Genomic DNA, 13528 nt, shown 5'->3' on the forward strand with positions numbered 1-13528 from the left:
TATATCTCCTCACGGTCGATGACCGCGCTCCAGTTCGCCGAGGCCATACGTGGCCATTGGGCCATCGAGAACTCCCTCCATTGGGTACTCGACGTCACCTTCAACGAGGATGCCGCCCGATCTCGAACCGGGCATGGACCAGCCAACATGGCCGTCGTCCGACACTTCGCCATCAACATGGTTCGAAGCCATAACGACAAGCGCAGTATCAAACTCAGACGAAACAAAGCAGGCAGAAACCCACAATACATGGCCGAAATCATCCGAGCATAACTGTTAACCCGGATTCAGAGCCGTGCTTTTCAGCGCCCCGCCATGGCATTCCGGATCAGCGCATCGTAACCCTTGGGATCCTGCAGCATGGCGAAATGGCTGACGTCTTTCAGGATGACGAGCTTCGCTCCCGGAATCTCCTTCGCCATCATCTGCGTATGGTCTAGCTTGACCGCCTCGTCATGGTCGCCGATGGCAAGCGTGACCGGCACCGTGATCTTTCCAAGGTCGGCGGCCGTCCATGTCGGTTGCGTGGCCCACATCTGCGAGAGTTGCTTGACAAAGGCATCGTATTCGTTCGGCGTCGGTGACAGTTTCTTGTAATACTCGCCGGCGACATTGATGTATTCGTTGAACGTCTTGTTGCTCATGACGTCAGGCTTTACGCCGTCGGTCGTGACATTTGCCGCCTGAGCGATCACGCGCGTCAGCTTGTCGGGGTATTTCATCGCCATGTCGATGCCGATGATGCCGCCATCCGACCATCCGACCAGCGTCACCTTGCCGATCTTCAGATAGTCGAGCAGCGCGGCGTAATCCGAGGTCATCAGGTCGTAACCGAAGGGCTGCTGGCTGCGCGTCGAGCGGCCATGCCCGCGGCTGTCGGCAACGATGACCAGATGATCCCTCGCGAAATCGGCAACCTGATGGCCCCAGACGTCGGCGTTCCCAAGTCCGCCATGGATGAAGAGGATTGGATCGCCCGCACCGTATTCGGCATAATACATCTTGATGTCGTTGACATCGGCCATGCCGCTCGTCTTCGGTTGCGGCATCGGTGGAAAAGCCGGCAGCCCGGCCCAGCGCTCGGCGGAATTCGCGCTCGCTGCTGTGAGGAACAACGAAAGGACTGCCAGTATTCCGATGGTAATTCTGCGCATGTTCTCTCCCTTGAGGGCCGTCATGGCCCGTCGAGGAGCATATCGCATCGCAAATTACCCGCAATAGCTGTATCTTTCGGCTGGCCGAAGGTCAGCCGAACACGCGCTTCGGTCGGAATTCGCCCTGGCCGATCTCTCCAATGGCGATCAGCTTGCCGCGCGCCGTGGCATAGGCCTCGCTCTCGGCCACCGGCGCGTCGCGCCCGCGCACGAGAATGGGGTTGCCCATCTTCAGGCGATGCGCCTGGTCGTCGTTGATGACGAGATGCGGCAGTGCCGACAGCGCTTCCGCCGTATCGATCAGCAGAGCATCGAGAGCGGCGAGCCGTTCGTCCGCATCCTCGATTGCTTCGAGCGCGACGAGATCGGCGAGCGGCACCATCGTCTCCTCGGCGAAGGGCGCGACGAAGCTGCGGCGCAGGCCGGAAATATGGCCATAGCAGCCTAGATCGCGGCCGAAATCGCGCGCGAGGGCCCGAACGTAAGTACCCTTGCCGCATTCCACTTCGAAATGCGCCGTGTTGGCATCGGGGCAGGCGAGCAGCGTCAGACGGAAAATTTCCACCTCGCGTGACGGAATCTCGACCGTTTCGCCATCGCGGGCCAGATCATAGGCGCGCTCGCCGGCGATCTTGATCGCCGAAAACTGCGGCGGGATCTGGTGGATGACGCCCGTATATTTCGGCAGCAGCGCGCGAATATCCTCTTCGCTCGGACGCTTGTCCGAAGTCGCGGTCACTTCGCCTTCGAGGTCGTCCGTGGCGCGTTCTTCGCCCCAGGTGACGGTGAATTCATAGATCTTGCGGCCGTCCATGACGTAGGGAACGGTCTTGGTGGCGTCGCCAAGCGCGATCGGCAGCATGCCGGAGGCGAGCGGATCGAGCGTGCCGGCATGGCCCGCCTTCTGCGCCTTGAACAGCCACTTGATCTTCGAAACGGCCTCTGTCGAGCCGAAGTCCACCGGCTTGTCGAGGATGAGCCAGCCGGAAATCGGGCGGCCTTTGGGCTTGCGTGGTTTGGACATTCTCTGTCTCTGTTATCAGTCTTTGTCGGTATCGGTATCGCCGTCTTCGAGATCGCGTTGGACCTCCGGCGAACGCAACAGCGCATCGATTTTCTGGTAGTTGTCGAAGCTGGTATCGTCGCGGAAACGGACTTCGGGCATGTACTTCATCTGGCGAAGCTGCGGGCCGAGACGGCCGCGGATATATTTCGCGTGGCGGTTCAGCGTCTCGATGACGGCGCCGTGGTCGGAGACGCCGAGCGGGGTCACGAAGGCGGTGGCGATCTTCAGATCCGGCGACATCCGCACTTCGGAAATGGAGATCACGGTGCGCTCGATCAGGTCGTCGCGCACTTCGCCGCGCTGCAGAACCTGCGTGATCGCTGAGCGCACCTGCTCGCCGACGCGAAGCATGCGCTGCGAAGGCGCGGAAGAAGTTGGTCTGGTCATGGTTGTTCCGTTAGCAGCGTCCCTTGGACGCGATAAAGCGGGTCAAATGACTCGATCCGGCGCAAAGGTCAAGGCTGGACAGGGTTTGCGGCCCGCCAGAAGCCGAGAATCCTTGCGAAAGCGGCGTCCTGTTCGGCCTGATCGGCAAAAGCGGATACCGGGATATAGGTGACGAAGGATTCGAGGTCGAATTCGATACGGTCGTTTCGGCGCCCAATATCTTGGATCTCCGACCAGGCAAGCCACATCGATGAGGCCTGCGTGTTCCATGATGCGCCTTCAGGGGTGATGACTACGGTGATCGTGATGTTTGGGCGAATGCGCGATTGCATCGCTGCCAGGCGTCGAGCTGCCAGCCAGCGGAAATAAGGGACCAGGACGACATAGAGAATCAGGGTCGGCACCAACCAGATAAACGCGATGTCGCCCGTATCGATTGACGCTGGTAGCTCGAAAATAGGAATGAAAAGATCGTTGCGCAGGAAATAGAAGAGCGCCGGCACGCCAGCGCCGCAGCCGATCGCCAACAAGAGGGCCCAGCCCAATTTGCCGTAGCGGCTCACAGCGCGGCGAGCGGTAAAGCGGCGTCCAGTTTCCTGCATGACGGCGACATGATCGCTTGGCTGACGGACGAAGGATATAGCGATCCGGTCATCGCTTTCAGGCATTGCCGTCATCTCGACGCTTCTTCCTGTTCTTTGGTTCGTTCCAGGCACGGTGCACAGCGGCTTTACTTGCGAGGTCGTTTAAAACAAAAGACTTAGCCCTCAAAGAAAAACCGCCGGTTTCGGCCGGCGGTTTTGATATCTGGCAAATCGAAGATTGCTTAGAGCGTACGGGTAATATGCTCGACGCGGAAGCATTCGATCGTATCGCCAACGCGAATGTCTTCGTAGTTTTCGAACGCCATACCGCATTCCTGGCCGACATTGACTTCGGAGACTTCGTCCTTGAAGCGCTTGAGCGTCTTGAGCTTGCCTTCGTGGATGACGACGTTGTCGCGCACCAGACGAACGCCGACGCCACGCTCGACCTTGCCTTCGGTGACGCGGCAACCCGCGACCTTGCCGACCTTCGTGATGTTGAACACCTCGAGGATCTCGGCATTGCCGAGGAAGGTTTCGCGACGTTCCGGAGACAGGAGGCCCGACATCGCCGCCTTCACGTCATCGACGAGATCGTAGATGATGTTGTAGTAGCGGATTTCGATACCCTGACGTTCGGCGAACTGACGTGCCTGCGCATTGGCGCGGACGTTAAAGCCGATGATCGCCGCATTGGAGGCTTCGGCCAACGACACATCCGACTCTGTGATCCCGCCTGCGCCCGAATGGACGATCCGGGCACGAACTTCGTCGGTGCCAAGCTTGTCGAGTGCGCCAGCGATTGCTTCGATCGAGCCCTGCACGTCGCCTTTGATGACCAGCGGGAATTCCTTCACGCCAACAGCCTGGAGCTGGGTCATCATCTGTTCGAGCGAGCCGCGCTGACCGGACTGGCGGGCAGCCGCCTTGTCGCGCGCCAGACGCTGGCGGTATTCGGAAATCTCGCGAGCGCGGCTTTCGCTTTCGACGACCGCGAACTTGTCGCCTGCCGCCGGTGTGCCCGACAGACCGAGAACCTCGACCGGCGTTGCCGGCGTTGCTTCCTTCACATGCTCGCCCTTGTCGTTGACCAGAGCGCGTACGCGGCCCCACTGATCGCCGGCAACGACGATCTGGCCCGGACGCAGCGTGCCCTTCTGCACGAGGACGGTGGCGACGGAGCCGCGGCCACGGTCGAGCTGGGCTTCGATGACGGTGCCTTCCGCCGTGCGGTTCGGATTGGCCTTGAGATCAAGGATTTCTGCCTGCAGCAGGATGGCTTCCAGCAGCTTGTCGAGGTTGGTGCGGTTCTTCGCGGAAACTTCCACGTCGAGCACTTCACCGCCCATGGATTCGACGAAGACTTCGTGCTGCAGCAGTTCCGTGCGGACCTTCTGCGGATTGGCTTCGTGCTTGTCGATCTTGTTGATCGCCACGATGATCGGAACACCCGCCGCTTTGGCGTGGTTGATCGATTCGATCGTCTGCGGCATCACGCTGTCGTCGGCTGCCACCACCAGGATGGCGATGTCGGTCGCCTGGGCACCGCGGGCACGCATTGCCGTGAAGGCGGCGTGGCCGGGGGTGTCGATGAAGGTGATCTTCTGACCGTTCTGCTCGACCTGATAGGCGCCGATATGCTGGGTGATGCCACCGGCTTCGCCGGCCACCACGTTGGCGTGGCGGATGGCGTCGAGCAGCGAGGTCTTGCCGTGGTCGACGTGGCCCATGATGGTGACGACGGGAGGACGGGAAATCAGTTCGCCATCCTCGTCGGCAACATTGAAGATGCCCTGTTCGATATCGGATTCCGAGACGCGCTTGACCGTATGGCCGAATTCGCCGGCGATGAGCTCGGCCAGGTCGGCGTCGATAACGTCGCCCGGCTTCATCATCTGGCCTTCCTTCATCAGGAACTTGATGACGTCGACGGCGCGTTCGGACATGCGCTGCGACAGTTCCTGAATGGTGATGGTCTCCGGCAGCACGACTTCACGCGAGATCTTCTCGCGCGTTTCCTGCATCTGGCTGCGGCGGAACTTTTCCTGGCGGCGGCGCATGGCCGAAAGCGAGCGGCCACGGGCATTGCCGTCTTCGTCGACATCGGCCGTCGTCACCGTCAGCTTGCCGCGGCGGCGGTCATCGTCGGTCTTCGGACGCGTGGTGACAGGCTTTGCCGGTTCAGGGCGCACGAGCTTCCCGCGTACCGGGCCGCCACGCGACGGGCCGCGATCGTCTTCCTCTTCATTGACCCGGCGGCGGCTGACCGGTGTTTCCGTGGCAGCAGCGCCGGGGCGCGCAGCCTGGGGAGCCGCATCCGGGCGACGAGCAACGACAGGGGCTGCGGCCGGCTGAACCGCCGGCTTCGGTGCTTCCACCTTAGCTTCGACCGGCGCGGGCGCCTCGACCTTGGCTTCGGCGGCGCGGGCAGCCTCTTCGGCGGCGCGGCGGGCAGCTTCGGCCTGTTCGGCGATGCGACGTGCTTCTTCTTCCTGCTGGCGGCGAGCCTCTTCCTCAGCACGGCGGACCGCATCGGCGGCATCGCGAGCCTGGGCTTCGGCCAGTGCGCGGCGCCGCGCATCCATTTCGCCGGCCGACAGATGGTTCAGAACCACCGGACGCGACGAACGATCCTGCTGCGGGCGCTGCTGGTTGTTCTGGTTGGATTGCTGCGGCCGCTGCTGCTGGCCACCCGGCTGATGAATGCGCGGAGCCGGCTGCGGCGGGCGTGGCGGCTGCGGTGTCGGTTCCGCGACGCGCGTCACGGATGCCGTTGCGGCGGCCGTTGTCGTCGTCGGGGTGATCATTGGCTTTTCATCTTCAGGGCGTAGCGGGCGACGCTTGCGAGTCTCGACCACGACCGCCTTGGTGCGACCGCGGCCCATGTCCTGGCGCACGGTCCCCTGGTTCACGCCTGAAGGCTTCAGGGTGAGGGTCTTCTTACCCGAAACACTCAGCGTCTTGTCGTCTTTACTATCGGTCATTCCGTTCCCGTTCCTTCGGACAGGGTACGGAATCGTCCGTCACACCCTGTCGTTCAATGCATGTACCTTAATGAGGCGTCCGGTATCGACCGGTGACCGCGTCATTGTTTTCGCCGGCCAGCGCCGCCCGTTGCCCGGGACTGACCGCCGTTGCGGTACCGTTCGAGCAGGTTTGCGCGCTTCACTACACCCTCTCCTGCCTGCCCTGCAAGCGCTGCGGCATGGATAAAAGCGTTCTGGCCCATCAGTTCTTCCATTTCCGCCTCCGTGAAGACACGGAATGACGGTATTTCCTCTTCAGTCTCCATGCCAAGATGCCAGGCCTTGCGTGCCTGGTCGATCTTGCGAACGCCGTCGGCGGCGGCATCCATCGCATGGAACACGGCACGTGCCGAGCCGTTGCGAACGGCGCCATCAACCTTCGACGAGCCGCTGACGAACTGGCCCGCCTTGCGCGCCATGTGCATCATCCCGGCAAGTTGCGCCGCAAGAAGGCGGTCGACGGTGGCGCCGAGATCGCTCGGTGCCGTCACCTCCGCCTTCAGGGCGCGGGAGAACATTTTCTTCGCCACTGCCTTGTCCACCAGCGCCCGGTCGAGTTTGACCCAGCATCCGCGTCCCGGCAGTTGCCGCTTCAGATCGGGAACCACGGTCCCATCCGGAGCGGCCACGAAGCGGATCAGCTCGTCCGGCGATCCGCTTTCGCGTGTTACGATGCACATACGGCCATTTGTGCCGTCGCCCGAGAGATCGTCGTCTTCGGGCGGAGCCTTCGGCCCATCTGCGTTTATCATGCTTCCTGCTCGGCCTCGTCCTCGTCCTCCGATGCCTCTTCGGCCTCGGCAGCGAGATCGGCTTCCGTGATCCAACCGGCCAGCAGACGGGCCTGCACGACCATCTGCTCGGCTTCGACGCGCGACACTTCGAGCTTGGAGAACAGGCCTTCGAACTTCTTCGTTTCGCCGTTCTTGCGCTCGGTCCAGCCGACGAGATCGTCAGCGGCGCAGCCGGCGAAGTCCTCGATCGTCTTGATGCCGTCCTCACCGAGGGCGACCATCATCTGTGCGGTCATGCCGTTGATCTGGCGCAGCTCGTCGGAAACGCCGAGCGCCTTGCGCTTCTCGTCCATTTCGGCTTCCAGGCGCTCCAGATATTCGCGGGCGCGGTCCTGGATTTCCTGAGCGGTTTCTTCGTCGAAACCGTCGATGGACGAAATTTCGTCGAGATCGACATAGGCCAGTTCCTCGACGGCGGCAAAGCCTTCCGAAGCCAGAACCTGGCCGACCATTTCGTCAACGTCGAGCGCATCCATGAACAGGTTGGTGCGCTCGTTGAATTCCTTCTGACGGCGCTCGGATTCTTCCGCTTCCGTCATGATGTCAATGTCCCAGCCGGTGAGCTGCGAAGCGAGGCGGACGTTCTGGCCGCGGCGGCCGATGGCGAGCGAAAGCTGCTCGTCCGGAACCACGACTTCGATGCGCTCGGCGTCCTCATCGAGAACGACCTTGGCGACTTCGGCCGGCTGCAGCGCGTTGACGACGAAGTTGGCCGGTTCGTTGGACCAGGGAATGATGTCGATCTTTTCGCCCTGCAGTTCGCCGACGACGGCCTGGACGCGCGAACCACGCATACCAACGCAGGCGCCGACCGGATCGATCGACGAGTCGTTCGAAATGACGGCGATCTTGGCGCGCGAGCCCGGATCGCGGGCAACCGACTTCACCTGGATGATGCCGTCGTAGATTTCCGGCACTTCCATGGTGAAGAGCTTGACCATGAACTGCGGATGCGTGCGCGACAGGAAGATCTGTGGGCCGCGCTGTTCGCGGCGGACGTCGTAGACATAGGCGCGAACGCGGTCGCCATAGCGGAAGTTTTCGCGCGGGATCATTTCGTCGCGGCGGATGATGCCTTCGCCGCGGCCGAGGTCGACGATGACGTTGCCGTATTCGACGCGCTTGACGGTGCCGTTGACGATTTCGCCGACGCGATCCTTGAATTCGTCGAACTGGCGGTCACGCTCGGCTTCGCGCACCTTCTGCACGATGACCTGCTTGGCCGACTGCGCGGCGATGCGGCCGAAATCCATCGGCGGCAGCGGATCGGCGATGAAGTCGCCGAGGGCGGCGTCGGGGTTGCGGTCGCGGGCGAGTTCCAGCGGGATCTGCGTGGAATAGTCCTCGGCCTTTTCGACGACTTCGAGCAGGCGCTGCAGGCGGATTTCGCCGGTCTTCGGGTTGATGTCGGCGCGGATGTTCGACTCCGTGCCATAACGCGAACGCGCGGCCTTCTGAATCGCGTCCGCCATTGCGGCAAGCACGATCTCGCGGTCGATGACCTTTTCGCGCGCCACTGCATCTGCGATCTGCAGAAGTTCTAGCCGGTTCGCACTGACTGCCATTGTCTTTAGTCTCCGTCTTCCTGCCCTGGGGTTCCCGTCCCGTGAGCGGTTCGTTGATCGGTTATTCTTCTTCGTCCGCTTCGTTCTGGTTCGCAGCCTCGGCTTTCGCCAGCTTGTCGGCGCGCAGCGCATCGCGGATGAGATCGTCCGTCAGGATCAGCTTGGCGTCGGCCAGCGTGCTGAACGGAATGGTCACCTTCGGCTCCTCGCCGTAAGCAACCTGGTCGCGCTCGATCGTAAAACCATCGGCGCTGACATCGGCGATCTTGCCGCGGAACCGCTTGCGGTTATCCACCAGGATCGAGGTCTCGCACTTGATGAGATGGCCGATCCAGCGGCTGAAATCCGACTTGCGCACCATCGGGCGGTCGATGCCGGGCGAAGACACTTCCAGATGATACGCTTTATCGATCGGATCTTCCACATCCAGCACCGGCGAAATCGCCGTCGAGACCTCTTCGCAATCCTCAACGGTCATGGTGCCATCGTTGCGCTCGGTCATGATCTGCAATGTCAGGCCGTTCTGATTGAGGAGGCGCGCGCGCACCAAGCGGAAGCCCATGCCGACGAGCACGGGCTCGATGATGGCGGCGATGCGCTGGTCGAGGCCAGTTTCGACGATCAGCCGCGGTTCATTGGCGTTGTCTGCGTTTGTCTCTTCCGACAAGCGTTCACTCCTGCATTGTCCATGCATTGGGAGATCGAGCTAATAAAAAAGAGCGGGTCCTTGCGGCCCACTCTTCATCACACGATCAAGAATTTGATGCCGATATAAGCCCGTTCCCGTCAAATTGCAAGGTCTTCGCGCCGAAACCCGGCTTTGGCGGTTATTTGCGGAATTCTGCGGTAAATACCGCGAAGCCTTCCGAACCCAGCGCATAACGCCATGGCTTGATTCTTTGGCGCAATGATCCGCAAGTGTGCACCATCAGTAGTAAGGCGAGATGCACAACCGTCGTGGACCGTAAGCGCGCATAGCACTAGCGCGCTGCGGAAAGGGCGGCAGCACTTGATTTCCAAGCTGGCGATCGCGCCGGTAAGGTTGACTTTGGTCGCCATTTCCCCCGCAACGGTGCAGTGCTGCACGGCCGACCGCATCGCTGGCGCCTCAAACGATCCGCAGCCAAGCCTCTCCATGCCCTGCGAAAGTCACCTCAACCGGTTTTCAGGCCTTGTTGGTGAACCAAACCGTCGGTGCGCCCAACACGCCTCCCCGGCGCATCGCGGCCCCTAGTTCTTCCAGCTTACCGAAGGCTTGAGCTGCTTCAATCGTGGCAAACTCATGGATGACGGTAACGTCGTTGGGATTGTCGGTGGCTTGAAAGACCGCCTCTGCTGTAACCCCGTTTGCCTTCTGTACGGGCCGAAATTCATCGTATACTTTACGCCAGGCCGCGTAGTCCGAAACGTCGTGCCTTACAAACAGCGTCGTCATCTCATCCTCCCGCTTTTGTATTTTCACGCTGGGACGTCTGGCGTGTCAGCATATCACCGAAGAGACTCTCGCGCTTGAGGAATATCTGGCCGCTCGCGCTTCTGGCGATTTCTTGAGAGCGCGGACAAAGCGGACCTTGCGTCTGGGTCAGGTAAGTTCCGACAATCCGGTCGGCGAGGGACGAGAGGGGAAAAGGCACACAACTTGCGGAAAGCGCTCAAAAGCCGCCGCAGGTCGCACCTGCCGCCAAATTCCGCTTATTTCAGCACGCCGAGCATCGAGCTGTCGGGATAGCAGGTGGGCTTGCGGCCGCTCTTTTCCTGCCATTGGCCGATCGACCGCCGGGTCTTGTAGCCCGGCAGTCCGTCGGTGCCGCCGACGTCGTAACCCTTGTGCTCCAGGGTCATCTGCATGCCGGCGACGTCGGAGCGCAGCATCTTGCCGACATCACCCCATTGGCCCTGGAAAGCGCCGGAGCCATAGGCGATGCGGTCGGCGAGATTGCCGATATAGAGGCCGTAGAGGTCGGAGTTATTATATTCCTTGATGACGTAGAAATTCGGCGTGACGATGAATTCCGGCCCGTCGCGGCCGGCCGGCACCAGCATCATGCCGCTGGCGCGCAGCTCATCGGACGGAAAAGCCTTGCCGGCAATCCTGGCGATCCCAAGCACGCTCCATTGTGAAATCGGCTTGGCAAGATCCGGCCCTTCCTGCGCGCAGGAAACATTTTCCGGGATCGTCACTTCATAGCCCCAGCCGCGGCCGCGCTGCCAGCCCTTCTGCACAAGATAGTTGGCTATGGATGCAAGCGTATCCGGCACGGACGTCCAGATGTTGCGATGGCCGTCGCCGTCGAAATCAACAGCGTATTTCAGGTAGCTGGTCGGCATGAACTGCGGTTGGCCGAGCGCGCCGGCCCAGGAGCCCATGAACTGATCCGGCGTGACATCGCCATGCTCGAGAATGCCGAGTGCTGCGATAAGCTCGGTACGGAACATTTCCTTGCGCGTCGACATGAAGGCCTTGGTCGCCAGCACCTGGATCGCCGAATTCGGCAGTTTCGCCGCTCCGAAGCCGGTCTCGCGGCCCCAGATCGCCAGCACGATCGGACCAGGCACGCCATAGACTTTTTCGATCCTCTTCAGCGTCGGACCATATTGCGAAGCGAAGCTGCGTCCGGTCGCCGCCAGTTTCTGTAGCCGTGCCTCGTTGAAATAGGGAGCAGGCGAGGAGAATTCCGCCTGCGTCTGCGGCTGTTCCTTGGGCTTTGGAAAGCCTGGTGGGGCAAGATCCGGCAGATTCCAATTCAGTGTCACGCCGGAAAAAGCCGCCTTGAAGGTCTTTTCAGAAATGCCGTCCTTCTTCGTTTCCGGCCAGAGGTCCTTTTGCACCCAGCTCTCGAATTGCGCTTCGACATCGGCCCGGGAAGCGGCAAGGGCGGGGAGGGGGAGGAGACCAAAGAGGATGATAAGCATGCGCAAAATATACCGCGCCGTGTGCACTCTCCTCATACTCTGTCTCTCCTTCAAATCGTCGTCCGCGCCCGCAGCGCCGCCGTCAGCGTGCCTTCGTCCAGATAATCGAGCTCGCCGCCGACCGGTACGCCATGGGCGAGGCGGGTGATTTTCACCTCCAGGCCGGCGAGCTGGTCAGTTATATAGTGTGCTGTGGTTTGCCCCTCGACTGTGGCGTTGACGGCGATGATGATCTCCCGGACACCGCCCTCGTTGACGCGCTCTATCAGCCCGCGAATGTTAAGATCGTCGGGCCCGACGCCATCGAGCGGCGACAGCACGCCGCCAAGAACGTGATAGGCGGCATTCATCGCGCCGGCGCGCTCCAGTGCCCAGAGGTCGGCGACATCTTCGACGACGATGATGACGGACTGATCGCGCCGGTCGTCGGTGCAGACGGTGCAGGGGTCGACAGTATCGACGTTGCCGCAGCGCGAGCAAATCTTCACCTTGTCATAGGCATCGCCCATGGCATGGGAGAGAGGGCCGAGCAACTGGTCCTTCTTCTTGATCAGGTGCAATGCGGCGCGCCGTGCCGAGCGTGGGCCGAGGCCCGGCACTTTTGCCAGAAGCTGGATGAGTTTTTCAATTTCGGGGCCGGTGACTCGCTTTGCCATGGGAGGCTTTTAGCTCATATGCTGAAGGAACGGAATCGCGGAAGGGATGAACGCCCTATGAAAATTCTGGCCGTCTGCATCGGCGCCGCCGAAACATTGCCCGGCAAGAGCTACAAGACCGGAATCAATAAGCATGCGGTCGGCGGCACGGTCATGGTCGACGCCGAGGGTATCATCGGTGATGCCGTCTGCAATGGCGAACATCACGGCGGACGCGATCAGGCCGTGTATGTCGAAGGTTCGCTGACGCTGGATTGGTGGTCGAACGAGTTGGGTCGCAGGCTGGAACCCGGAGCGTTCGGCGAAAATATCGTCATCGAAGGGCTCGATAACCGCGAGGTCGCGGTCGGCGACAGATTCATAGCCGCCGATCTAGTTCTGGAGGTTACCTCGGCCCGCATTCCCTGTGCGACGTTCGCGGCAAAGATGGGTGATCCGAAATTTGTCAAGCGCTATATGCAAGCGGGCCGTCCCGGCATCTATTGCCGCGTCATCAAAAACGGCACGGCCACCGCCGGGACGCCGGTGACCTATGTCCCCTATGCCGGCGCCAAGGTCACCATGCCGGAAATGATGGCGACCTTCGGTAGACGATTGTCCCCGGAGGATCGGACGCGTTATCTCTCCGCGCCCATTCACTACAAGCTCAGGGCGCTTCTCGACGATGATTCTTAAAGCATGTCGCGCAAAAGTGCGTAGCGGTTTTGCGATAACGACATGCGCAAAATCAAAGACCTAAAGCGCGAGGAGCGAACGCTAGAGATCGCGATGCGCTTTAGACGAGCCCGGTGCGAAAACGCTCGAACAGTGCCCGACCTTCCGGCCAATCGCCAATTCCGGAATTCGCATTGATATGGCCGAGCGCGCCGACATCGATCAATGCGCTGCCCCAGACCGCAGCACTTTCCGTCGCATAGTCGAACGAACCAAAGGGATCGTTGGTGCTTGCGATGAGAAGCGACGGAAATGGCAGTCTTAAGCGCGGCGGATTGGCGAAGCTGGGGGCTTCCGTCAGATAGACGTCGCCCGTGGGATCGGGCGCCGAGACGAGGAAGGCGCCGAGGATGCCTGCAGGCGCAGATGCCGCCCAGTGCGCGACCAACTGGCAGGCGAGGCTATGGGCGACGAGGACCGGCGGCGTCCTGGAGCGGCTGATCTCCCGGTCGAGCGCGGCGAGCCAATCGGCCAATTCCGGCCTGTCCCAGCTCGCCGGCTGAAAGCGGCGCATCTCCGGATCCCGCCGTTCCCACAGGGTCTGCCAGTGGCCTTCCCCCGAACCGCCAAGGCCGGGGAGGATGATGATATCACTCATGTCTTCCTCTCGTACTGTGTTGACGCAGGGAGGGTGGCACGCCGCATTGGCAATTGACATTAGAGTCTATC

At 61.3% G+C, this 13528-nt stretch carries 14 protein-coding genes; 2 read left to right on the plus strand and 12 right to left on the minus strand.

Features of this window, described 5'->3' with window-relative positions:
* Nucleotides 1-273 (plus strand): ISAs1 family transposase (locus PH547_RS30820; RefSeq protein ID WP_285169429.1); only part of this gene is annotated, 273 nt, incomplete at its 5' end.
* Between the two features lie 29 nt (nucleotides 274-302).
* Here the strand turns inward: PH547_RS30820 and PH547_RS30825 are convergent.
* From PH547_RS30825 to recR, 11 genes are all read right to left on the minus strand, one after another.
* The gene (locus tag PH547_RS30825) at nucleotides 303-1154 is read right to left on the minus strand and encodes an alpha/beta fold hydrolase (protein WP_104821517.1); all 852 of its coding nucleotides are present in this window, start codon (nucleotides 1152-1154) and stop codon (nucleotides 303-305) included.
* Between the two features lie 91 nt (nucleotides 1155-1245).
* Nucleotides 1246-2178, minus strand: coding sequence for a tRNA pseudouridine(55) synthase TruB (gene truB, locus PH547_RS30830; RefSeq protein ID WP_285170289.1), 933 nt, complete (start codon nucleotides 2176-2178; stop codon nucleotides 1246-1248).
* 15 nt (nucleotides 2179-2193) lie between these two features.
* Nucleotides 2194-2607, minus strand: a complete 414-nt coding sequence (gene rbfA, locus PH547_RS30835; RefSeq protein ID WP_285170290.1) for a 30S ribosome-binding factor RbfA — start codon at nucleotides 2605-2607, stop codon at nucleotides 2194-2196.
* A gap of 68 nt (nucleotides 2608-2675) precedes the next feature.
* Nucleotides 2676-3284: a hypothetical protein gene (locus PH547_RS30840; protein ID WP_104821520.1), complete on the minus strand. Its 609-nt coding sequence runs from the start codon at nucleotides 3282-3284 to the stop codon at nucleotides 2676-2678.
* Between the two features lie 149 nt (nucleotides 3285-3433).
* Nucleotides 3434-6175: a translation initiation factor IF-2 gene (gene infB, locus PH547_RS30845; protein WP_285170291.1), complete on the minus strand. Its 2742-nt coding sequence runs from the start codon at nucleotides 6173-6175 to the stop codon at nucleotides 3434-3436.
* Between the two features lie 101 nt (nucleotides 6176-6276).
* The gene (locus PH547_RS30850; protein ID WP_104821522.1) at nucleotides 6277-6969 is read right to left on the minus strand and encodes an RNA-binding protein; all 693 of its coding nucleotides are present in this window, start codon (nucleotides 6967-6969) and stop codon (nucleotides 6277-6279) included.
* Nucleotides 6966-8576 (minus strand): transcription termination factor NusA, encoded by a 1611-nt coding sequence (nusA, locus tag PH547_RS30855; RefSeq protein ID WP_283048333.1) that lies wholly within the window; start codon nucleotides 8574-8576, stop codon nucleotides 6966-6968. Before nusA ends, PH547_RS30850 begins: the two co-directional genes overlap by 4 nt.
* Before the next feature lie 61 nt (nucleotides 8577-8637).
* Nucleotides 8638-9243 (minus strand): ribosome maturation factor RimP, encoded by a 606-nt coding sequence (gene rimP, locus PH547_RS30860; RefSeq protein ID WP_107106459.1) that lies wholly within the window; start codon nucleotides 9241-9243, stop codon nucleotides 8638-8640.
* Nucleotides 9244-9741: 498 nt separating this feature from the next.
* On the minus strand, nucleotides 9742-10011 hold the full coding sequence (locus PH547_RS30865; RefSeq protein WP_283048337.1) for a cyclase: 270 nt from the start codon (nucleotides 10009-10011) through the stop codon (nucleotides 9742-9744).
* Nucleotides 10012-10268: 257 nt separating this feature from the next.
* Entirely contained in the window at nucleotides 10269-11525 is a 1257-nt protein-coding gene (locus PH547_RS30870; RefSeq protein ID WP_285170292.1) for a lytic murein transglycosylase, read from the minus strand.
* A gap of 14 nt (nucleotides 11526-11539) precedes the next feature.
* The gene (gene recR / locus PH547_RS30875; protein ID WP_104821528.1) at nucleotides 11540-12145 is read right to left on the minus strand and encodes a recombination mediator RecR; all 606 of its coding nucleotides are present in this window, start codon (nucleotides 12143-12145) and stop codon (nucleotides 11540-11542) included.
* A gap of 57 nt (nucleotides 12146-12202) precedes the next feature.
* Between recR and PH547_RS30880 the strand changes: the two genes are divergently transcribed.
* The gene (locus tag PH547_RS30880) at nucleotides 12203-12820 is read left to right on the plus strand and encodes an MOSC domain-containing protein (RefSeq protein WP_285170293.1); all 618 of its coding nucleotides are present in this window, start codon (nucleotides 12203-12205) and stop codon (nucleotides 12818-12820) included.
* 100 nt (nucleotides 12821-12920) lie between these two features.
* Here PH547_RS30880 and PH547_RS30885 read toward each other — a convergent pair whose 3' ends face one another.
* On the minus strand, nucleotides 12921-13457 hold the full coding sequence (locus tag PH547_RS30885) for an RBBP9/YdeN family alpha/beta hydrolase (RefSeq protein WP_285170294.1): 537 nt from the start codon (nucleotides 13455-13457) through the stop codon (nucleotides 12921-12923).
* Nucleotides 13458-13528: the final 71 nt, after the last annotated feature.

This window comes from Rhizobium cerradonense (genome assembly GCF_030182455.1).
Classification (GTDB): domain Bacteria; phylum Pseudomonadota; class Alphaproteobacteria; order Rhizobiales; family Rhizobiaceae; genus Rhizobium.

Excerpts from the sequence above, each read along its gene's own strand:
- rbfA (WP_285170290.1), bottom strand. The coding sequence starts at position 2,607 with ATGACCAGACCAACTTCTTCCGCGCCTTCGCAGCGCATGCTTCGCGTC.
- PH547_RS30870 (WP_285170292.1), bottom strand. The coding sequence starts at position 11,525 with ATGAGGAGAGTGCACACGGCGCGGTATATTTTGCGCATGCTTATCATC.
- infB (WP_285170291.1), bottom strand. The coding sequence starts at position 6,175 with ATGACCGATAGTAAAGACGACAAGACGCTGAGTGTTTCGGGTAAGAAG.
- PH547_RS30885 (WP_285170294.1), bottom strand. The coding sequence starts at position 13,457 with ATGAGTGATATCATCATCCTCCCCGGCCTTGGCGGTTCGGGGGAAGGC.
- nusA (WP_283048333.1), bottom strand. The coding sequence starts at position 8,576 with ATGGCAGTCAGTGCGAACCGGCTAGAACTTCTGCAGATCGCAGATGCA.
- PH547_RS30880 (WP_285170293.1), top strand. The coding sequence starts at position 12,203 with ATGAAAATTCTGGCCGTCTGCATCGGCGCCGCCGAAACATTGCCCGGC.
- PH547_RS30865 (WP_283048337.1), bottom strand. The coding sequence starts at position 10,011 with ATGACGACGCTGTTTGTAAGGCACGACGTTTCGGACTACGCGGCCTGG.
- truB (WP_285170289.1), bottom strand. The coding sequence starts at position 2,178 with ATGTCCAAACCACGCAAGCCCAAAGGCCGCCCGATTTCCGGCTGGCTC.
- recR (WP_104821528.1), bottom strand. The coding sequence starts at position 12,145 with ATGGCAAAGCGAGTCACCGGCCCCGAAATTGAAAAACTCATCCAGCTT.
- PH547_RS30840 (WP_104821520.1), bottom strand. The coding sequence starts at position 3,284 with ATGACGGCAATGCCTGAAAGCGATGACCGGATCGCTATATCCTTCGTC.
- PH547_RS30825 (WP_104821517.1), bottom strand. The coding sequence starts at position 1,154 with ATGCGCAGAATTACCATCGGAATACTGGCAGTCCTTTCGTTGTTCCTC.
- PH547_RS30850 (WP_104821522.1), bottom strand. The coding sequence starts at position 6,969 with ATGATAAACGCAGATGGGCCGAAGGCTCCGCCCGAAGACGACGATCTC.